The organism is Pseudarthrobacter sp. alpha12b (genome assembly GCF_054130495.1).
Genome location: NZ_CP196746.1, coordinates 1,585,825 through 1,604,932 on the forward strand (window position 1 = coordinate 1,585,825; position 19,108 = coordinate 1,604,932).

19 protein-coding genes and 2 tRNA genes are annotated in these 19,108 nt (G+C 67.6%); 2 read left to right on the plus strand and 19 right to left on the minus strand.

What is annotated here, in order from left to right:
• Positions 1-137: 137 nt before the first annotated feature.
• The 5 genes from ACTAQI_RS07170 to ACTAQI_RS07190 are packed head-to-tail and all read right to left on the minus strand — an operon-like array spanning position 138 to position 5,197.
• On the minus strand, positions 138-854 hold the full coding sequence (locus ACTAQI_RS07170; RefSeq protein WP_457950365.1) for a hypothetical protein: 717 nt from the start codon (positions 852-854) through the stop codon (positions 138-140).
• Entirely contained in the window at positions 851-2,800 is a 1,950-nt protein-coding gene (locus tag ACTAQI_RS07175; protein WP_457951008.1) for a VWA domain-containing protein, read from the minus strand. The genes ACTAQI_RS07170 and ACTAQI_RS07175 overlap by 4 nt, the downstream gene beginning before the upstream one ends.
• Positions 2,800-3,276, minus strand: coding sequence for a hypothetical protein (locus ACTAQI_RS07180; RefSeq protein ID WP_457950366.1), 477 nt, complete (start codon positions 3,274-3,276; stop codon positions 2,800-2,802). The genes ACTAQI_RS07175 and ACTAQI_RS07180 overlap by 1 nt, the downstream gene beginning before the upstream one ends.
• Positions 3,266-4,183, minus strand: coding sequence for a DUF58 domain-containing protein (locus ACTAQI_RS07185; RefSeq protein WP_457950367.1), 918 nt, complete (start codon positions 4,181-4,183; stop codon positions 3,266-3,268). Before ACTAQI_RS07185 ends, ACTAQI_RS07180 begins: the two co-directional genes overlap by 11 nt.
• A 6-nt stretch (positions 4,184-4,189) precedes the next feature.
• Positions 4,190-5,197 (minus strand): AAA family ATPase, encoded by a 1,008-nt coding sequence (locus tag ACTAQI_RS07190; protein ID WP_457950368.1) that lies wholly within the window; start codon positions 5,195-5,197, stop codon positions 4,190-4,192.
• Positions 5,198-5,336: 139 nt separating this feature from the next.
• On the opposite strand from ACTAQI_RS07190, the gene ACTAQI_RS07195 reads away from it, so the two are divergent.
• Positions 5,337-5,540 carry a hypothetical protein gene (locus ACTAQI_RS07195; protein ID WP_457950369.1) on the plus strand — a complete coding sequence of 68 codons (204 nt, stop codon included), beginning with the start codon at positions 5,337-5,339 and terminating at the stop codon, positions 5,538-5,540.
• Here ACTAQI_RS07195 and ACTAQI_RS07200 read toward each other — a convergent pair.
• The 6 genes from ACTAQI_RS07200 to ACTAQI_RS07225 form a co-directional block, all read right to left on the minus strand.
• Complete coding sequence (locus ACTAQI_RS07200) at positions 5,537-6,367, minus strand: carbohydrate ABC transporter permease (RefSeq protein ID WP_457950370.1); 831 nt, start codon at positions 6,365-6,367, stop codon at positions 5,537-5,539. The two genes, ACTAQI_RS07195 and ACTAQI_RS07200, sit on opposite strands and share 4 nt — an antisense overlap.
• On the minus strand, positions 6,364-7,245 hold the full coding sequence (locus ACTAQI_RS07205; protein ID WP_457950371.1) for a carbohydrate ABC transporter permease: 882 nt from the start codon (positions 7,243-7,245) through the stop codon (positions 6,364-6,366). The genes ACTAQI_RS07200 and ACTAQI_RS07205 overlap by 4 nt, the downstream gene beginning before the upstream one ends.
• Before the next feature lie 3 nt (positions 7,246-7,248).
• Entirely contained in the window at positions 7,249-8,601 is a 1,353-nt protein-coding gene (locus tag ACTAQI_RS07210; protein ID WP_457950372.1) for an extracellular solute-binding protein, read from the minus strand.
• 7 nt (positions 8,602-8,608) lie between these two features.
• Positions 8,609-9,808, minus strand: a complete 1,200-nt coding sequence (locus ACTAQI_RS07215) for an ROK family transcriptional regulator (RefSeq protein WP_457950373.1) — start codon at positions 9,806-9,808, stop codon at positions 8,609-8,611.
• A gap of 169 nt (positions 9,809-9,977) precedes the next feature.
• The gene (locus ACTAQI_RS07220) at positions 9,978-11,150 is read right to left on the minus strand and encodes a class I SAM-dependent methyltransferase (protein WP_457950374.1); all 1,173 of its coding nucleotides are present in this window, start codon (positions 11,148-11,150) and stop codon (positions 9,978-9,980) included.
• 50 nt (positions 11,151-11,200) lie between these two features.
• Complete coding sequence (locus tag ACTAQI_RS07225; RefSeq protein WP_457950375.1) at positions 11,201-12,283, minus strand: FAD-dependent oxidoreductase; 1,083 nt, start codon at positions 12,281-12,283, stop codon at positions 11,201-11,203.
• 46 nt (positions 12,284-12,329) lie between these two features.
• Here ACTAQI_RS07225 and ACTAQI_RS07230 point away from each other — a divergent pair, with 46 nt between their 5' ends.
• Positions 12,330-13,706 (plus strand): class I SAM-dependent methyltransferase, encoded by a 1,377-nt coding sequence (locus ACTAQI_RS07230; protein ID WP_457950376.1) that lies wholly within the window; start codon positions 12,330-12,332, stop codon positions 13,704-13,706.
• 38 nt (positions 13,707-13,744) lie between these two features.
• On the opposite strand, the gene mctP is transcribed toward ACTAQI_RS07230, so the two are convergent.
• The 8 genes from mctP to ACTAQI_RS07270 all read right to left on the minus strand — a co-directional run bounded on the left by mctP (position 13,745) and on the right by ACTAQI_RS07270 (position 19,062).
• On the minus strand, positions 13,745-15,421 hold the full coding sequence (mctP, locus tag ACTAQI_RS07235; RefSeq protein ID WP_457950377.1) for a monocarboxylate uptake permease MctP: 1,677 nt from the start codon (positions 15,419-15,421) through the stop codon (positions 13,745-13,747).
• Entirely contained in the window at positions 15,418-15,795 is a 378-nt protein-coding gene (locus ACTAQI_RS07240; protein ID WP_457950378.1) for a DUF3311 domain-containing protein, read from the minus strand. Before ACTAQI_RS07240 ends, mctP begins: the two co-directional genes overlap by 4 nt.
• Before the next feature lie 203 nt (positions 15,796-15,998).
• Positions 15,999-16,071, minus strand: a tRNA-Ala gene (locus tag ACTAQI_RS07245).
• 212 nt (positions 16,072-16,283) lie between these two features.
• Positions 16,284-16,356: transfer RNA gene (locus tag ACTAQI_RS07250), tRNA-Ala, on the minus strand.
• Between the two features lie 116 nt (positions 16,357-16,472).
• The gene (rsfS, locus tag ACTAQI_RS07255; RefSeq protein WP_457950379.1) at positions 16,473-16,874 is read right to left on the minus strand and encodes a ribosome silencing factor; all 402 of its coding nucleotides are present in this window, start codon (positions 16,872-16,874) and stop codon (positions 16,473-16,475) included.
• A gap of 47 nt (positions 16,875-16,921) precedes the next feature.
• The gene (locus ACTAQI_RS07260) at positions 16,922-18,145 is read right to left on the minus strand and encodes a hypothetical protein (RefSeq protein ID WP_457950380.1); all 1,224 of its coding nucleotides are present in this window, start codon (positions 18,143-18,145) and stop codon (positions 16,922-16,924) included.
• A 7-nt stretch (positions 18,146-18,152) separates the two neighbouring features.
• Positions 18,153-18,821, minus strand: a complete 669-nt coding sequence (gene nadD, locus ACTAQI_RS07265) for a nicotinate-nucleotide adenylyltransferase (RefSeq protein WP_457951009.1) — start codon at positions 18,819-18,821, stop codon at positions 18,153-18,155.
• Position 18,822: 1 nt separating this feature from the next.
• A complete protein-coding gene (locus ACTAQI_RS07270; RefSeq protein ID WP_457950381.1) occupies positions 18,823-19,062 on the minus strand; it encodes a hypothetical protein in 240 nt (79 codons plus the stop codon).
• Between the last annotated feature and the right edge of the window lie 46 nt (positions 19,063-19,108).

A 19,108-nucleotide genomic window follows, 5' to 3' on the forward strand; every position in this document is an offset into this window, starting at 1 on the left:
CGCTGACACGTTACCGCGGTAACTTGTATACGACTCTAAGAGGGCCGGCGGGGCAGGTACAAGTCGGCGCCGAATTAAGACGCAGTTTTACAGCTTGTTTCCCGCGGCAACAGAATTTCCTTCGCCGCCGGCCATTCCTACCAGGGCCGTTCCGGCGCAGTCCCGTCGCTGCCGTCCAGGTATTCTTCCCGTTCGCGCCCGCTGTTCCGCTCGCGTTCGGCCTGCCGGGCACTGTCCTGCAACTGGTCCAGCTGGCTCTGCCGGGTATCACTGGACCCGTCCGGGGACGGCTCCTTTGCCGGGTCAGGTGGCTGGGCGGCAGGTTGTCCCGTGGCGCCCAGTTTGCCTTCCAGCCTCCCCTTGGCTTCCGCCAGCCGCCCGTCCGCTCCGGTTTGGGCATCCGGGGACAGGCAACGTTCCGGCGCCTGGCCGGCAACTGCCAGCGCTTCCTTGAAGAGAAAAGCGGCCGACGCCGGGTCCCCGGCCTGCAGGCGCTGGTCACCCAGGCGCTCAATCACCAGGGTCAGGTTCACCCGGACCGGGCATTCGTCACCGGAACCGCCCGGGACCATGGTGAGTGACTGTTTGAACAGGGTCCTGGCAGTCCCGTAATCACCAGCCAGCACGGCAGCGTCACCGCCCGCGAACAGCGCCTTGTGCGGTTCCACCACGTTGGCTACTCCAAGGGCGCCGGCAGCGGCATCCACCGCGGACGCGTTTCCGGCTTCGAAACCGGCGGCGGCACGGTGGGCGAGGACGTCCACGCTGAGGAACTTGGCGGCGAGGCACAGCACCAGGAGCACCGGCAGCGCGGACCACAGCAGCAGGCGGCGCCTGCGGACCTTGGCGTTCACCCCTTGCCCTCCTTGCCCGGCGCGGGCCGGAGACCGCGAAGCTGCCGGCTGATGCCCACCGCGTCAGGTAAAGCAAGCAGGAAAGCTCCGGCGGCGAAGATCCAGTACAGCTCGGTTGCGGCCGCCAGCGAACCGTCCTGGTCCGCCCGATCGGCCCTGCCGGGGTGCGCCTGCTCCATCATGTCCACCACCGGATCGCCGGCGGCACGGTGGACATAGGGCACGCCCAGCTGTGAGGCAAGGTTGCGCAGCCGCCCTTCGTCGATAACGGACAGCGCGTCCCCGGAGCTGCCGGCCCGGGTGTCCTGCACATACCCGTCGTCCCGCCCGGCGCCAGTACCGGCGTCGTGGTCCTGCCCTGTGTTCGCCGCCTGGCCCGTGTTCTCCTTCATTCGGCCGCCGCCCGAAGTGCCGTAGCCCAGCACCGCTCCCCCGGCCAACAACCCGCCGTCGAACGTCATTGCCTCCGGTTCCTTGCCGCTGGTCTGTTCGCCGTCGCCGAGGTAGTAGACCAACCGCGGCCGGTCCGGGTGGCTGTCCCGGGCTGCGGCCAACCGCTCGGCGAGCACCTGCCTGGCTGCCGTGATGCTGCTGCCCTTGGCATAGGCGGTCACCTGGGGTTCGAGGACGTCCGTGACGGTTTCCAGCGCCAGGGTGTCGGTGCTGAGCGGCATTCGGACGTGGGCCGTTGTGTCGAAGGTGATGACGGAAAAACGGGCGCCGGGCAGCTCTTCGGCGATAGCCTTGATGTCCTTGCGGACGCCCTCCAGCCGCGGGACCGCGTCGCCGTAGTCCTCGGCCACCATGCTGGTGGTGGTGTCCACCACGAAGAACACGTTGAGGTCTGCGGTGGCAGCCTGCACTGAACCGCCGGGCAGGCTGGGCCGCAGGGCCGCTGCCAGGACCAGAAGGACAACGGCGCCGCGCCGCAGCCAGGCCCTGCTGCGGAGGCGGGTTCGCTGCAGGCGCCACAGGACGGTGCACAGGACCATTCCGGAAAACAGCGCAACCCCCAGCGGCAGGCCCGGTACCTCGGAGAACACCGCCCGTGGCGCGCCCTGGATGGTTGCCGTTTCGGTTCCCTCCACGGCGGTGACGATCCCGGGCACCGCGTCCGGACTGTCAAGGGCGTGGTACGAACCGCCCGTTGACACCGCGGCGGCACGCAGCTGGGCGCCTGGCTGGTCGGGGCCGCTGCCGTAGTCCAGGTCGCCGGGATTCAGGGCGTAGACGTGGACGGACCGCTCCTTGGCCAATTGCGCCGCCTGGTCCAGTGACATGATCGGCGTGCCGGAAAGGAAGTTGTCCGTTGCCAGCACTACGGACCGCGAGCGCTGCGGCCCGGTGGCACCCGTGGTGGCTGCGCCCGGAAAACTGTTGAGGCAGGATGCCAGGCCATCCCCGATCAGTGACGATCCCCTGCCGCTCCACGTGCCGGCCAGGAATCCGGAGCTGCCGGGCTTGCCGTCGAAGGCGTCCTTGGCGGCCTGGAGCTGCTCCTGGGCGTAGGCGTAGTCGTCGGTCAGCGGAAAGACCTGGATGGCGCTGCTGTCGAAGATGGTCAGGCCGATCCGCTCGCCGTCGAACTTCCGCGCCAGGCCGGCGAAGACGTCCACTACGGCGGCGTCGGCGCTGCTCATGGAGCCGGATGCGTCCAAACACAGCATGATGTCGCGGTTGTGCTGCTCCGGCCGGATGGTGGTCACGTCAGCGGGGCGTGCTGCCGCAACAGCCGTGGAAACCAGCAGCACGGCACAGGAGGTCGCGGCCAGGGCCAGCCAGCGGCGGTGCCGGCGGAGTGCTGCCTGGTATTCCGGCAGCGCGGTGAGCCTGTCGGCGTGGGCTACGGGCCGTCGTCGTACGTTGGCCCCCCGGTTCCTGCGCACGGCAACCCATACCGCCGCCCCCGCGGCAGCCACGGCCAGCGGCAGCATCCACCAGAACATCAGTTCCACCCGCGCACCGCCTCGGAAGCCTTTGCGGCCGATGCAGCCACCGACGGCAACGGGCCGGGACCGAATTCGGCAGGGTACAAGGCTTCGATGACCCCGGCCGCCGCCGGCAGCGGGTGCCGGGCCAAATCCAGGTGCGTCATCCTGGTGGCATCCACACCCGTTGCATCGCGCACGAACCCGCGCAGCAGCAGGCTGATCTCCTGGTGCGCTGCACGTGCCTCGAGGTTGCCGGCCGCCGCTTCCCGGTCCACGTCATGGATGCGCTGCAGGTATGCCGCCTTGAGCGCAGGCAGCTCGGTCAGGGCTGACCGGGGACCGGCGCTGCCAGGTTTGGCGCGGGCAGCCACGCGGGTGGTGGCGAACACGAAGACGTACCACCCTGCCACCAGGGCCAGCAGCGCTGCGCCGCACCACATCCAGGCGGGGCTGTACTGCAGCGGACCGTAAAATTCCGGATCAGCCTGCACGCCGGTGCCTCTCCAGGAGGGCGAACAGGCCGGAGATGACGTCCCCGCTGCCTGCCACCGCCCCTTCCGTGATCCCGGCCGCGCCGAACATGGCCTTGCGGCCCGCGTCGCGTTCCAGGGACGCCTTGGTGTAGGCCGCCGCCACCGCTGCAGACATGGCCGGCTGCCAGGCCAGGAGGGACGAATCGGCCACGCTGTAGGAATCCCCGCCGGTGAGTGGATCAGTGGCGGCGCTGGAACCCGTGGGGTGGTGGGATGGCGCCAGCTTCGCATCCCTGACCGTGAGCCAGAGGATTTCGTGCTGGGCCCGCAGCCTGCGCAGGAGCCGCCCGGTGGCAGCGTCCGCAGCCAGTTCGTCCGCGACGACGAAGAGCAGGTGGCGGCCCTTGATGTTGCGTGCCACGTAGTCCAGCTGGTCCCTGATCCTGCTGGGTGCAGCTTCCAGGGCCGCGTGGGAGTCCACGTGCCGCAGCAGCCGCTCAAGGTGGGCTTCGCCGGTCTTTGCCGGGAAGGCGCGGGTGGCCGCGGAGTCACCGCATACCAGCCCCACCACGTCGCCGTGCCGGTGCGCCAGATAGCCCAGGACGCCGAGGGCGAGCACGGCGACGTCCTTCTTCACTTCCCCGGACCGCGCCTCGGCCGCCATGTTGCGCCCCGTGTCGGTAACAAGGAGGACAGTCTGGCGGCGGACCGCCACGTAGCGCCGGATCAGCGGTGAGCCGTGGCGCGCCGAAGCTTTCCAGTCGATGTCGCGGACTTCGTCGCCGGGAACATAGGCGCGCAGGTCATCGAAGTCCAGGCTGCGGCCCCTGAAGACGGAACCGTATTCGCCGTCGAGCATGCCGCGGGCTTTGCGGTGCGCGAAGATGGCCATCTTCGACTTCACGCGCTGGAGGAGGCTGGCCATGCTGGGTCAGGGAGTCTGGACAGCGGCAACGACGGCGTCGATCACCGATTCCACCGGGACCTGCTCGGCCACGGCGTCAAAGTTCAGGATCAGCCGGTGCCGCAGCACCCGGTGGGCCAGCGACCTGACGTCCTCGGGGATGACGTGGTCCCTGCCGTTCAGCAGCGCCACCGCGCGGGCTGCCTGGCTGAAGGCGATGCTGGCCCGGGGGCTGGCGCCGAACTCGATGAATCCGGCAAGCCTGGCATCGATGTATTGGGATGCGTTCCGGGTCACGTACACCAGCCCCACGATGTAGTTGATGACGGCCGGGTCGATGTAGATGCGCCTGGCCAGCTCCTGGATTTCGGTGACGGCATCGAGGGAGGCGGCGGCCGCTGGCTTCTGTTCAGGGGTGTACACGCCGGCGTCGATCCTGCGGATGATCTCTGCCTCTTCGGCGGGAGAGGGGTAGTCCAGCACGTCCTTGAGCATGAACCGGTCCATCTGGGCCTCCGGCAGCTGGTAGGTGCCCTCCTGCTCTATGGGGTTCTGGGTTGCCAGGACCAGGAACGGCGAGGGCAGGCGGTAATCCTGGCCGCCGATGGACGTTTGGCGTTCCTGCATCGCTTCGAGCATGGCGCTCTGGGTCTTGGCGCTGGAGCGGTTGATTTCATCCAGCAGCACGATGTTGGCGTGCACCGGGCCCAGCTGGGTGCGGAAGTTTCCCTTGGCGGCATCGTAGATCTGGGTTCCCACGATGTCGCTGGGGAGCAGGTCCGGGGTGCACTGGATCCGGCGGAACTCACCGCTGACGGCCTCGGCCAGCGTTTGCGCGGCAGTGGTCTTAGCCAGTCCCGGGACGCTCTCCAGCAGGACGTGGCCGCCGGTCAGCAGGCCCACCATCAGCGATTCCCGCAGCCGGGACTGCCCCACCACCTTCGCATCGAAACTGCGTGAAATGTTGGCGGCCACGTGCTGTGCCCTGGCCAGCTCCGCAGGCTGGATTCTTGCGGGCACGCTGGTCGAAAGCACTGGATTCCCCCTGATGACGGTGATGGGCGCGCGGGCCGGCCTGGCCGTGTCCCGCCCGCCATCCTATCCAAGCCGCAGGTCCGGAGTCCGGCAATGGGGACCCCTCCCCTTGCGCCGCTGACAGGTCTATCCTTTTGCCATGATTGAGCTTCCAGCCAGTTACAAGGAATATCTCGCCGGCAAGAGCCAGATGTTCGTCGATACGGTCAGGCCTGTCCTGATGCAGTCGGCGGCGGAAAAGCTGCACGGCGTCCGGGTGGTCAGCAACCCCAGGTCCACAGGCCACCAGGCACACCTGGACGACACCCTGCCCTTCGGTGTGGTCCTCGAAGACATCGACTAGCCCCGCACAGCTCCCGACAGGGCCAGCGAGTTGCCGGACCCGCGCGCCACAACGGCGTAGAGGGCCAGGACCGGAACCGAATAGAGGATCGAGAAGGCGGCCAGCTGGCCGTAGGCAACTGCCCCGTGCTGGCCGAAGAAGCTGAAGATCGACACTGCTGCGGGCTGGCTGCCCTCTGACAGCAGGAGCACGAACGGGACGAAGAAGTTCCCCCAGGCCTGGATGAACACAAAGATGAACACCACGCCCAGGCCCGGGCCCATGAGCGGAAGCACGATCGAACGCAGGCCGGCCAGCCTGGAGGCGCCGTCCACCCAGGCCGCCTCCTCCAGCGCCAGCGGCACTGCGTCCATGAAGTTCCTGGTCATCCAGATGGCCATGGGCAGGCTGGTGGCGGCCAGGAACAGCACCGTGGCCGGCAGGGAATCCAGCAGCCGGAGCTGCACGAACAGGCCGTAGACCGGCACCATGATGGCGGTGATGGGCAGGCAGGTACCGAACAGGATGCCGTACATGAATGGCGTATTGAAGCGGGACCGGTAGCGGGACAGCGGGTACGCCGCGAGCACGGCCGCGGCCAGCGTCACCACCCCGGTCCCCGCGGACAGCAACAGGCTGTTCCACAGCGGCCGGAACAGCAGTTCCGGGGTGAGGACGGCGGCGAAATTGTCGAGGCCGGGCTGCCGGGGCACCTTGACCGCATGTCCCGCGGCAGGATCCAGGGAGCCGAGGACCAGCCAGAGAAGGGGCAGCAGGAAGCAGGCGCCAATCAGCAGGAGGACCAGGTCCGCCCACGTGCTGCGGGTACGTAGGCGCCGGGCGGTCACGGCCTCTGCTCCCGAAGCAGGCGGAGATAGGCTGCCCCGAACACGGCCCCGATGAGGATCAGGACGGAGGCAACGGCGGTGCCGTAACCGATGTCTCCAAATTTGAAAGCCTCCTGGTAGGCCAAGACGGGCAGCGTGGTGCTGCCGTTGGCAGGGCCACCGGCAGTCATAACCCAGATCAGGGTGAAGACAGCCAGGGTCTGCAGCGTGACCAGCATCAGGTTGGTGGCAATGCTGCCCCGGATCACCGGCAGCGTGATGAACGCCAGCCGCTGCCAGGCACCGGCACCGTCCATCTGCGCGGCCTCGGTCAGCTCGGCGGGGACGCTGTTGAGCGCGGCGCGGTACACCAGCATGGAAAATGCGGTCCCGCGCCACACGTTCGCCAGGATCACAGCCGCCATGGGAACGGCATAGAGCCAGTCGGTGTTCGCCGCCCCCAGCCGGCCGACCAGCTGGTTAAGGGTCCCGTCGCGGCTGAAGAAGGCATAGGCGGCGAACGCAGCCACGATTTCCGGGAGCACCCAGGCGGCCACGACGGCGGTGCCAACCGCAGCGGAGACAGCGGGTCGTGCACGCCGCATCAGCACCGCAAGGGCCAGACCCAGCACGTTCTGGCCCAGGATCGCGGAGCCGGCGACGAACAGGACTGTCAGCGCCAGCGAGAGCGGGAAGACCGGATCCTGCAGCAGCCGCTGGTAGTTGTCCAGGCCCACCCACTCGGGGTTCCTGGCGTGCCGGCCGGTGAGTCCGGCGTTGGTGAGCGAGGCGTGGAAGGCCCACAGGACAGGGCCGGCGAGGAACACGAACAGGAGCACGACGGCGGGCAGGACCGGCAGGTAGCGGAGCGCTTGCCGTGTGCGGTGGCTGGCGGGCACCGCTTACTTCCGGATGGTTTTGTCGCCGCCCACAATGCCGGCCACGGCCGTGTCATAGTCGGCCGCTGCCTGCTCCGGGGTTCTGCTCCCGGTAATTACGGCCTCGGTGGCCTCCTGGACGGCGGCGGATATTCGTGGATAGTCGGAGGTCGCGGGCCGGTACCTGGTGACGGCCACCAGGCCGGACACGTCCTTCACGAACGGATTGGCGGACTGGTAGCCGGGGTCGGCGGCGACGTCGGTCCGCACGGCGATCTGGGAGCTGTTCACAGTGAACGCCAGCGAGTTCTTCGCATTCAGCGCGGTAGTCAGGAAATTGAAGGCAAGATCGGGCTGCTTGGTTTCCGCGCCAACGGCCAGGGTCCACCCGCCCGACATGCTGACCGCGCCGGGGGCGTCCCCGTCCTGCGTGGGGAACGGGGCCACCGCCATGTCCTGCCCGTACCCCGGCCAGGCATAGCTTCCGCCGTCCTGCCAGAACGACGGCGCGTAGGAGCCTTCCACGGTGGCGCCGAGTTTTGCTTTGGGGAACCATTCGCCGAACACCTTCTTCCAGACGTTCGGGTCCAGCGCCTGGGCCGGAGCGACGGCCAGGTTCTCGCCGTACAGCGTCTTGAGGAAGGTCAGCGAATCCTTGAAGCCGGTCGAGCCAACAACCCACTTCTTCGAATCCTGGTCGTAGAGGCCCGTTCCGGTACCGTACAGGAGCTCGTAGAAGCCCTGCATCACGGTTCCTTCGCCGGTGCCCTTGCCGGCATACATGTTGAAGGGGATCACGTCCGGCTGGGAGGCTTTGATCTTCCTGGCGGTGTCCAGGATGTCCTGCCAGCTGGACGGGCGCCACGGCAGGGCGATGCCCGCCGACTCGAAAACCTTCTTGTTGTACCAGATGGCCCGCGTGTCGGTGCCCAGCGGCACTGCGTACGTGCCGCCGTCGTCCGCTTTCCCCGCCTCCTTGGCGCCGGCGTCGAACTTGTTCCAGTCCGCCCACCCTGCCAGGTGGCTGTCCAGCTTCAGGAGGTACCCGGCGTCCACGTCGGAGCGCACCTTGAACGTGTCTTCGTAGAAGACGTCAGGGGCTGTGGATGGCGACCGCAGGGCCAGGGCGAGCTTGGTGCCGTAGTCGTCGTCGTTGGCCTGGATGGGCTGCAGTTCAATCGTGACGCCCTGGTTCGCGGCCTCAAACTCTTTCTTCGCGTCCTGGAACATGGTGTCCAGGGCCGTGAAGGAGTCTGTCTTCTGGTAGGCCACCTTGATGGTCCTGTTTCCGCCGGCCGGATCGGCAGGCGTGCATGCTGCGAGGACCAGGACCGCGGCGGCCACCAGGGATACTGTCTTGGATGCCCGGCGAAACATGCCGCACTCAGCTTTCCAGCAGGAGCCGCTGGGCGCGGGGCGCGAGGGTATGTTCAAGGACCAGCGAGGCTGCGCCGATGGCTCCTACGTCCTCCCCCACGCCTGTGCCCACGACCTCGATGGGGTGGATCAGGCGGGCGGCGCTGTTGGCGTCCAGCAGCGGGGGCACCAGTTCGAGGTAGCGCTGCGACAGGCAGGTCCAGAAGGGGCCGCCGAAGACCACCCTGTCAACGTCCAGGGTGTTGGTCACCACCGAGACCGCGCGGGCAACCAGGACGGCGGACTTGTCCAGGATGGCAGCGGCACGGTCATCCCCCGCGTACGCACGTGCGCACAGCTCAGAGAAGCTCTGCTGGATTTCGGCGGCCGTCCCGGCCTGGGAGCCTTCCAGGATCCCGGCGGCCTCCGCTTCCGCCACCAGCACCTGCGGGATGGCTGAGGACTTCACGCAGCCGCGCTGGCCGCAGTCGCAGGGCGGGCCGTCAGGGTCAACGATAATATGGCCAATTTCGCCGGCGTTGCCGGAGGTGCCGCGGACCACTTCATCATTCAGGACGATGCCGCAGCCGATGCCGGTACCCATGTACATGAAGACGAAACTGCCGGCGCCGCTGGGGCCACCCGCCCACGTTTCCGCCACGGCGGCACTGGTCACGTCCTTATCCACCAGCACAGAGTAGCCGGTGGCCTTGGCCAGGGCGTCCCGCAGTTCCACCCTGTCCCACCCGGGCAGCAGCGGCGGGTCCACCACGGTTCCGTTGTCCAGGTCGATGGGGCCAGGGGCGGCCACTCCCAGTCCAGCGATGCGGCTCCGGTCCACGCCGGAATCGGCCACGAGCTGGGCTATTTCCGCTGCGATGGTGGCGATGACGGCGGCGGGATCGTTTCCGCCGGGGGTCTTGATCCGGGAGTGCCGTACCACCGCTCCCACGAGGTCCAGCACCACGAACGTTGTGACGGCCGGGTCCAGGTGGACCCCAAGGGCGTACATGCCGCCGGGATTGAGGCGCAGGATGGTGCGCGGCTTGCCGGGGCCGCTGCCCTCCTTGCCGGCTTCGACGATCAGGTTCTGGTCCAGCAGGCGGCGGGAAATGTTCGAGATGGTCTGGGGCGACAGGCCCACGATCTGGGCGAGCTCCACCCGGCTCAGGCCGCCGGATGTCCTGCGGATTGCGTCGAGGATGACGGTGAGGTTGAAGTCCCCCATCCTGGGCAAGTTGGTTCCGCGTCTCGGAGAGGATTGGCGGATCTCAGACACTGTGTCCCCTAAACGTCTTCGGCTACCTGGCGGTGGTGATGCTTTGAATCGTACGTTAAGCGTGCGCCCCCGCCCACATGTGCGGGCAGCGGCGCGGCGCGGGACGCTTTTCCCCTGGTCAGCGGGGACTGCGCGTGCTGCGGGTGACCGTGAACTTCGGGTTCCGGCCCTCCACCACGGTGGGTCCTACGTGCCGCTCCAACGCCGGGAGGTAGGCCAGGTGCCGGTTGTAGACCGTCCAGAGCTCGCCCCCGGGAGCCAGGACCCGCCCGGCCGCCTCGATCAACTTCAGCCCTGCGCCGGCGTGGACACCGGCGCCGACGTGGAAGGGCGGGTTCAGCAGTACGGCGTCAACCGCGCCGTCAGGGAACGTGCTGAGCGCATCGTCCTGCAGCACGGTGATCCGGTCCGCCAGTCCGTTTGCGCGGGCCGTGGCCAGTGCGGACTGCACCGCGGCCGCCGATTGGTCAGTCGCCGTCACGGCAGCGGCGGGGAACTGCCTGGCATACATCGCCGCGAGGATTCCGGTGCCGCAGCCCAGGTCGACGGCGTGCCGCGCCGGCTTCATCGCGGGCAGGAACGTCAGCAGGAAGCGTGTGCCGATGTCCAGCCTGGCGCCGGCAAAAACGGCTCCATGCGCGGCCACGTCCAGGTCCAGCTCGTCAAGGTGCTCCACCACCGGAAAGCGCGGGGAGGCCGTAGCGGTCTTGGGGCCACCGGCAAGGAGGACCCGCGATTTCTGCCGCGCGAGCTGGGGCTGCACGGAAACGAAGTACCGTTCCAGGACCGCGTTCATGCCCAGTGACATGTGTTTCACCCGGCCACCTGCCAGCAGCCGGACGTCCGGTGCGGCGTGCCGGGCCACGGCAGCAGCGACTTCCTCCAGCTCGGCCAAGGTCTTGGGGAGCTGCAGGAGGACGGTGTCCGCCCCGGCCAGCAGTTCGTGGGCCAAGGGCAGCTGGACGAAACCGGGCCCGGAACCGTCCCCTTGGAGCCCGGCGGCCTCCCCCGTGGCTGCCAGTTCAGCGGCGTTAAGCCGCAGCGCCCGTTCCCCGGTGACCAGGTCCTGGTGGACGCGCAGCGAAGCGGGTGCGAGTACGGCGGCTGCGCCCAGGGTGAGTGCGCCGTAACGGTCACCGATCACGGCAACGGTGCTGCCGGACCGGCCAAGCTGGACCGCAGTCTCAAGGAGCAGCCGGTCCGTGGCGTCCCAGGCCTGAAGGTTGGGGGCCTCTACATCGGGCCGCCTGCGCAGCATGTCGAAGATGTCCGCCAGGGTGTTTGCTGCCACCGGTGTCCTGCCGCCTTCTGTTGCCCTTGCCGGCCCCGGGGCCCGGGGCATCACCCCCACGTTACCGTTTTCGCCGCCGTCGACATTCCCGGCAGCTTCAGGATCGCGGCCACTGCCGCACGTCCCGCCCGGTTGGCGCCAATGGTGGACGACGACGGGCCGTAACCCACCAGGTGGACGCGCGGCTCGGCTGCCACCTGTGTTCCGTCCATGGCGATCCCGCCGCCGGGTCCCCGCAGGTGGAGCGGCGCGAGGTGTTCCAGTGCGGCCCGGAAGCCCGTGGCCCAGAGGATGACGTCGGCCCTCAGCAGGCTGCCGTCGGCACGGCGGACCCCGTCAGGTTCGATGGCGGTGAACATGGGCTGCCGGTCAAGCGCGCCCCGTTCGCTGGCCGCGCGCAGGGCAGGAGTCCAGATAAGCCCTGTCACCGACACCACGCTTTGCGGTGGAAGCCCTTTGCGGACGCGATCCTCCACCAGCGCCACCGCGTCATGGCCTGCCCTGGCATCAAACCCAGCATCCCGCCAGACCGGTTCCCGGCGCGTGAACCAGCTGGTGGTGGTGACCCGCGATATTTCGTCCAGCAGCCCGACGGCGGAGATGCCGCCTCCCACCACGATCACGTGCTTGCCGCGGAACTCCTCCGCTGAGACGTAGTCGGCCACGTGCAGCTGCCGGCCGCGGAACGAAGACCGGCCGGGATAGATGGGCCAGAACGGGCGCGTCCACGTCCCCGTGGCGTTAATGAGTGCCTTGGCACTCCAGGCGCCATGTGCGGTTTCGACCCGCAAGCGCCCGGCTGGATCGCCGTCTTCACGCCTGACAGCCCTGACCCTGACGGGCCGGTGGACGGACAGCCCCAGCTCAGCCTCATAACTACCGAAATAGCGGGCGAGGAACTCCGAACTGGGTTCCTCGGGATCCACTTCCGGTTTGGCGATGCCGGGCAGGTCGCTGATCCCGTTGACCGTGGCCATGCGCAGGCTCTTCCAGCGGTGCCGCCACGCACCGCCGGGACCTTCTTCGGCGTCGAGCACGGCATAGTCGAGCCCTCGGCGCTGGAGGTGGTACGCGGCCGACAGGCCGGCCTGGCCCGCCCCGATGACCACCACATCGGTTGGGTCAGGAATCACGTCCCCATGATAGTCGTGGAGGGCAGCCGGGCCTTAGGGTGGGCGCATGGACACTGCAGCAGCCCCACACACCGTACCGGGAACCCGTGGGCACGCAGCCCGGTTGGAAAAGGCCCTGGGGGTGGTATTGGGGACCGGGCAGACGCCCCTGCGGCTGCGGGCATGGGACGGCTCGGAAGCAGGACCCGCAGACGCGCCGGTGCTGGAGTTCAACTCCCGGAAGGCACTCCGGCGCATGCTCTGGTCACCGGGACAGCTGGGCTTGAGCCGGGCGTATGTGGCAGGAGACATCGACGCACCGGGCGACATCTTCGCAGCCTTCAAGGCATTGAGTTCGGCCGGCAAGTTCGCCGAACCCGGTCCCTTCCGCCCGCTGTCCGCCAGAGAGCTCTCGCTGCTGCTGCGCACCGCGGTCCGGCTCGGCGCCATCGGCCCCAACCCAGCCCCGCCGCCCGAAGAGGCACGCATCGAGAAGAAGGGCAGGATGCACTCCCGCAGGCGGGATTCGGCCGCCATCTCGCACCACTACGACGTGGGCAACGACTTCTATGCCCTGGTGCTGGGACCATCGATGGTCTACTCCTGCGCCGTGTGGCCGGACGGAGACTGGCCCGCCCCCGGGGACCCCGTCGCCGGCCCGGGCCAGGACTCAACCTCGGACCCAACTCCGGATAATGCCCTGGACGCCGCGCAGGAGGCCAAGCTTGACCTGGTCTGCCGCAAACTGGGCCTTCAACCGGGAATGCGGGTCCTCGATGTTGGATGCGGTTGGGGAAGCTTCGCCCTCCATGCTGCAGCCAGGTACGGCGCCAGCGTGGTGGGCGTGACGCTGTCCACCGAGCAGGCTGCCCTGGCGCGCAAGCGTGCAGCGGAGGCCGGCCTTACGGACCAGGTGGAGATCCGGGTCCAGGATTACCGCGACGTGCAGGACGGGCCGTACGACGCCATCAGTTCCATCGGGATGTCCGAGCACGTGGGACGGGCACAGACCCCCGCCTATGCCGAAGCGCTCTTCGGGCTGCTCCGCCCCGGCGGGAGGCTGCTGAACCACGCCATCTCCTGGAACGCCGGCCCTACCAGCCCCGATCCGGACTCGTTTATCCCCCGGTATGTCTTCCCTGACGGCGAAATGATCAGCCTCGGCGAGATGGTGGCCGCCCTGGAAGCCGCCCGGTTCGAAGTCCTTGACGTGGAGGCCCTGCGCCGGCACTACGCCCTGACCCTTCGGGCCTGGGTCAGCCGGCTCGAGCAGAACTGGGACGAAGCGGTGCAGCTGGCCGGTGAAGGGCGCGCACGGGTGTGGCGGCTCTACATGGCCGCCAGCGCCATTGGCTTCGAAAACGGCCTCACCGGGGTCAACCAGGTCCTGGTGCGCCGGCCGGGCGGGGAGGAACCGCCGCTGCGACGCACCGCCTGGCTGTAAGCGCTGCCGCCGTCCCGTCAGGCTCGGCACCCGCGCCGTCAAGCCACCGGGGAAGGGCCGCCAGGCTGGGTGAAATGCTGGGTCTTCTCGATCTGCACTACCTTCGGGTCCGTTTCGTCGGCAGCGTAATCCGTGGGCCGGGTAAGGTCCGCGCCGGGCCGGACCTTCAGGGCCCGCAGCACCACGGTCAGCACCACAGCGACAATCAGGTTCAGCGCGAAGGCGGACACGGCAATGTAGACGCTGAAGTCCGTCCCGGGAATGGGAGCCACCGATCCCCCAAAGTGGGCTTTGGTCACCGGATTAACCACGTTGTACGCGGAGACGGTGCCGAAGATGATGCCGGCGGCCCAGCCGATCAGCAGCGCCCACCGGTCGAACCACCGGGTGTAGAGGCCTGCCACCACGGCCGGGAAGGTCTGCAGGATCCAGATCCCGCCCAGCAGCTGCATGTTGATGGCCGCGGACTGGTCCATGGCGATCACGAAGACCAAGGCGCCCACCTTCACTACCAGCGAGACGATCTTCGACACTTTCGCCTCGGTCTTTGGATCGACGTCGGGCCGGATGAAGTCGCGGTAGATGTTGCGGGTGAACATATTCGCGGCCGCGATGGACATGATCGCCGCGGGCACCAGGGCGCCGATGGCAATGGCGGCCAGCGCGATTCCGGCAAACCAGGCCGGGAAGTGGTCAAGGAACAACTGCGGAACCACCAGCTGCGGATTGACAGATCCGTCCAGGTCGATCGGCTTGGTGCCCGCCTTGATGGCCACGAAACCCAGCAGTGCCAGGAAGCCAAGCATCAGCGAGTACAGCGGAAGGATGGCGGCGTTGCGGCGGATGGTGTTGCGGGCCTTCGAGGCCAGCACGGCCGTCACCGAGTGCGGGTACATGAACAGCGCCATGGCCGAGCCCAGCGCCAATGACCAGTAAGCGGAGTAGTTCGCCGCGCCCGGGACAAAGACGCCTGCCGGCTTGCCCGTTGCCTGGTTGACCGTGCCCAGCTTGGCTTGTGCCGAGCTAAAGATGGTGTCCCACCCGCCGAACTTAATGGGCAGGTAGATGACCGCCACGATGACGGCAAGGTAGATCAGCAGGTCCTTGACGACGGCGATCATCGCCGGCGCGCGCAGGCCCGACGTATAGGTGTACGCGGCGAGCACCACGAACGCCAGGATCAGTGGCAGGTCAGTCAGCAGAACGTTGCCGGAGCTCCCCAGGCCCAGCACAGTGAGCACCGCCTTGATGCCCACCAGCTGCAACGCGATGTAGGGCATGGTGGCAACGATGCCCGTTACGGCGACGGCCAGGGAGAGCCAGCGGCTGCCGTAGCGTCCGCCCACGAAGTCCGCCGAGGTGACGTAGCCGTGGCGGTGGGAGACCGACCACAGGCGGCTCATGATGATGAAAATGATCGGATAGAGCACGATGGTGTACGGCACGGCGAAGAAGCCGGTGACCGCACCGGTAGCCCACATTGCCGCCGGAACTGCCACAAAGGTGTATGCGGTGTAGAGGTCACCGCCCAACAGGAACCAGGTGATCCAGGTACCGAATCCACGCCCGCCCAGGCCCCACTCATCGAGGCTGTGCAGGCCTTCCACCTCGGGGCTGCGGCGCCACTTGGCGGCGAAGAAGCCCATGACGGCCACCACGACGAAGAGCAGCACCACAATGACCAGGGCGGTCCAGTTGATCTCGCGTCCGTTCATGGCCGGTCCCCTCCCAACCCGGAATCGGCGGAGTCGTCGCCCGCCCGGGGCGGGCCGCCGGCATGTGCCTCGGCCCGCCGTCGTCGGTCTTCCCTGGTGACCAGCCAATACGACGTGCCGGTCAATATGGCCGAGATCGGCACCCAGAGCAGCTGGTACCAGTAGAAGAACGGCAAACCGGCCAAGCGGGGCGCATCAAAGGAGTACAGCTGCGGCATGAGGGGAAAGAGGATCGCGGCGGCCAGCAGGATGCCGGCCCCAATATACGGGGCGGGCCTGGCCGGCCCGCGGATGGCGGTATCGCGCGTCACGCGTGATCCGTTTGGAGAAACTTCCCCGTTGGGGCTGTAGCCGGAACCTTCTGCGTGGGACATCGGTGACCTCCTCGTCAACGCGTCCCGCGGGCCGCTCTTGGGTGTAAGCGGCCGAGCGGCGGGACGATGTGCCCTCAATCTCCAGTTGTACCCCCGTTTGACCTGCGCGGGAAGAGTTTTCAGCGGCAAGGATCATGCTCCATGCCGGCGAACGAAAAAGGGAACCATCACAATGTGATGGTTCCCTTTGTCCTTTGTACCGGTGGAGCTGAGGGGACTCGAACCCCTGACCCCCTGCATGCCATGCAGGTGCGCTACCAGCTGCGCCACAGCCCCGTACTTTCGTCTCTTCCGGTCGATTTCCCCGAAGCAACCTGACCAGAGTAATGCACTTTTTCGCTGGACGCCAATCGGTCCTCGACGGCTCCGAAACCTGCCTCATCCGGGCCGGTTTTACCGCCCGGAAGCGGCGGCCGGTGCATGTCCGCGAGGATACGTGGAAACAAAAAAGTCCGCCGGAACCATAGTGGTTCCGGCGGACTTACCCGTGGAGCTGAGGGGACTCGAACCCCTGACCCCCTGCATGCCATGCAGGTGCGCTACCAGCTGCGCCACAGCCCCGGATGGTTGCTGCCCTTGTACGAGCTTTCTTCAAGGTCTCCCCCGAAGCAACTCAAATATCTTAGAACAGCAATTCCGAAAATTCCAAATCGGGAATATTCACCGCCGGACGGAGCCTACTCGCTGTCGGAGACCGCGCCTGCTTTGGCGGATGCGTCCTCGCCGAGCTGAAGGTCCACAACCGGGCAGTCCTTCCAGAGACGCTCCAAAGCGTAGAACACCCGGTCTTCCTCGTGCTGGACGTGGATCACAACATCGCCGTAATCCAGCAGGACCCAGCGCCCGCCGGACCGGCCCTCGCGGCGCACCGGGCGCAGGTCCTGCTTGGCGAGCTCTTCCTCGACGCCGTCCACGATGGCGTTGACTTGCCGTTCGCTGGGCGCCGACGCGATGAGGAAGACGTCTGCCAGGGCCAGGCGTTCGCTCACGTCCATGGCGACAATGTCCTGGGCGATCTTATCCGCCGCGGCTTTGGCAGCCGCACGGGCTATGACGATGGAAGATTCTGTTGCAGTCACGGGACTCCTTGTTTGATTTAAAGTGTTGTTGATGCCGGCTGGCGGGGTCAGCGGGACATGCCGCTGACGATCAGGATGATGCCGGCGACGAGGGCCAGAATCCCGAACGCGAGGATGCAGAACTGGAGGATCCGGTTCCGGCGCGCCCTGGTCAGGCCTGCCGTGGCGGCGTCCAGGGGGTCGAGCCCGTAGGCGGACCGGGCAGGGACCCGGGGAAGGTCCTCGAAAAGGTCCTCCGACTGGTCCTCCGGCCGCGACACGGGCTGGGGACGGCTGGCGGCCTTGGCAACCGCCTCGGCACGGGCGATGACCTGCGAACGGCCGGTGGCGGAGTCCGCGGCGGGTGCTTTGGGACGGGCGGCAGGCTTTCGTTTTCCAGCACCCGGTACCTTGGTTCCGGGCCGGGTGGTAACCGGGACGTGCGAGGTTGCCGGCGGCTTCATCACCGGACGTTCGACGCCGGGCACCTGGACGAACTCCAGCGGCGTCACCATGGCCAGGTTGTTGGCGGTGGACGGGCCGGGCTTGTCGCTGGGCGCGGAATCCCTGCCCGGGCCGGCGGGACTACCGGCCTGCTCGGCGAGCTTTTGCCGGGCCATGGCGCGGCGGTTCATGACCGCGGCCCGTTCGGCCAGGGCAATCTGCTCTGCCAGGATTTCCGGATCCACTGCCTCCGGATCCATGGAGGCGATGTGCTCCATCTTGGCGATCTGGTTCCTGGCCTGCGCCGCGATGAGTTCGCGCGCCTCCAGGGCCTGTTCCACCGTCATGCCCTCCGGGGCGCTTCCGGCGGCCGGCCGGGGATCTGCGGTCTTCTCCCCTGCCCCGGTGACCTTTCCGGCTGACGGCGTTGCCGTGGGGGCCGGCGCAGCGGCAGGCGGCACAATCGGGTTGGCCGCCGTCAGTGCCTGTTCTTTGAGTTGCTGCAACCGCAGCTGGCGCCGGGTGGGTGGCCCCCCGGCAGCAAGCTGCCCTTCCTTTTCCTCAAGCTCTTTAATGGCGCGCAGCGCGGCGCGGTCGCGGGCCCGGATCTGGGAGGAGCGCTGCGTGGCCATCTGGTCTACAGCCGCCTGCGGGCGCGCCGCGGAAGCGGCGTCGCCGGTAGGACCTGGGCGGGGCACCGAACCCTGTGCTTCCGGTGCGGCTGCGCTGTCAGCCGGCCGGTTGGCGGCAGGCGGGCGCTGCTCCGTGGCAGGCAGGGTGGCTTGTTGGGCGTCCCTGGCCTTCCGGAGTTCCCGGCGGCTGCGGATTGGGGGCTGTTCCTGACTCATTGAGAACTCATTCAGTACTGGCTGGTTCGCGTGCTTCGGAAGTTGGGTCATCCGCGCCTGCCGGCGCGTCGGAATACAGGCCGTACTTGGCTATGTACTGGACTACCCCGTCCGGGACCAGGTACCAGACCGGGTGGTTCACTGCCACGCGGGCCCGGCAGTCCGTGGACGAGATGGCCATGGCCGGAACTTCCAGGAGGCTGACGTCGTCACGGCCCATGCCGTCAAGGACGTGACCGGGCCGCGTGACTCCCACGAAGTGGGCCAGCGACCACAGCTCGTCAATGTCCTTCCAGGACAGGATCTGCGCCAGGGCGTCCGCGCCGGTGATGAAGAAGAGATCGGCATCGGGGCGCTGTGCCCGGAGGTCGCGCAGGGTGTCGATGGTGTAGGTGGGACCAGGACGGTCAACGTCGACACGGCTGACGGTGAAGCGCGGATTGGAGGCCGTGGCGATGACGGTCATCAGGTAGCGGTGCTCGGGCTCGCTGACCTGTTTATGGGACTTTTGCCATGGCTGCCCGGTGGGAACGAAGACCACCTCATCGAGGTCGAACTCCGCCGCGACTTCGCTGGCCGCCACAAGGTGGCCGTGGTGGATGGGATCAAAGGTCCCACCCATCACGCCCAGCCGCAGCCTCCCCCGGGCCCCATGGCGTTGCAGGTTGTGCGAAATCTTAGTGGCCCTGCCCGCGATCGTGCTTGTTGGGGTGCTGGCGGTGCGGATCCGCGTGCTCGTCCGTGGCTGCGTGCCGGTTGCCCAGGTTGTTGTACGACCAGGCGATGAACATCAGCACCACCAGGATGGCGAACATGGACACGCCGAAGACCCACGGCTCAGCCCACAGCGGCGCAAGCTCCTCATGGCCTGCTTCACCTGCGGCGGCGACGGACGTGGCAATCTGCTGGAGCAGCATTTTCTCCCCTTGTTCAAGGATTTACGGGCAGCGGAACCTTCCGCTG

Bases quoted from the DNA above. Each gene is read 5' to 3' on its own strand.
- ACTAQI_RS07175 (WP_457951008.1), bottom strand. From the start codon at position 2,800: ATGTTCTGGTGGATGCTGCCGCTGGCCGTGGCTGCCGCGGGGGCGGCG.
- ACTAQI_RS07185 (WP_457950367.1), bottom strand. From the start codon at position 4,183: ATGGCCAGCCTCCTCCAGCGCGTGAAGTCGAAGATGGCCATCTTCGCG.
- ACTAQI_RS07195 (WP_457950369.1), top strand. From the start codon at position 5,337: ATGATTGAGCTTCCAGCCAGTTACAAGGAATATCTCGCCGGCAAGAGC.
- ACTAQI_RS07210 (WP_457950372.1), bottom strand. From the start codon at position 8,601: ATGTTTCGCCGGGCATCCAAGACAGTATCCCTGGTGGCCGCCGCGGTC.
- ACTAQI_RS07215 (WP_457950373.1), bottom strand. From the start codon at position 9,808: ATGGGGGACTTCAACCTCACCGTCATCCTCGACGCAATCCGCAGGACA.
- ACTAQI_RS07230 (WP_457950376.1), top strand. From the start codon at position 12,330: ATGGACACTGCAGCAGCCCCACACACCGTACCGGGAACCCGTGGGCAC.
- mctP (WP_457950377.1), bottom strand. From the start codon at position 15,421: ATGAACGGACGCGAGATCAACTGGACCGCCCTGGTCATTGTGGTGCTG.
- ACTAQI_RS07240 (WP_457950378.1), bottom strand. From the start codon at position 15,795: ATGTCCCACGCAGAAGGTTCCGGCTACAGCCCCAACGGGGAAGTTTCT.
- ACTAQI_RS07260 (WP_457950380.1), bottom strand. From the start codon at position 18,145: ATGAGTCAGGAACAGCCCCCAATCCGCAGCCGCCGGGAACTCCGGAAG.
- ACTAQI_RS07270 (WP_457950381.1), bottom strand. From the start codon at position 19,062: ATGCTGCTCCAGCAGATTGCCACGTCCGTCGCCGCCGCAGGTGAAGCA.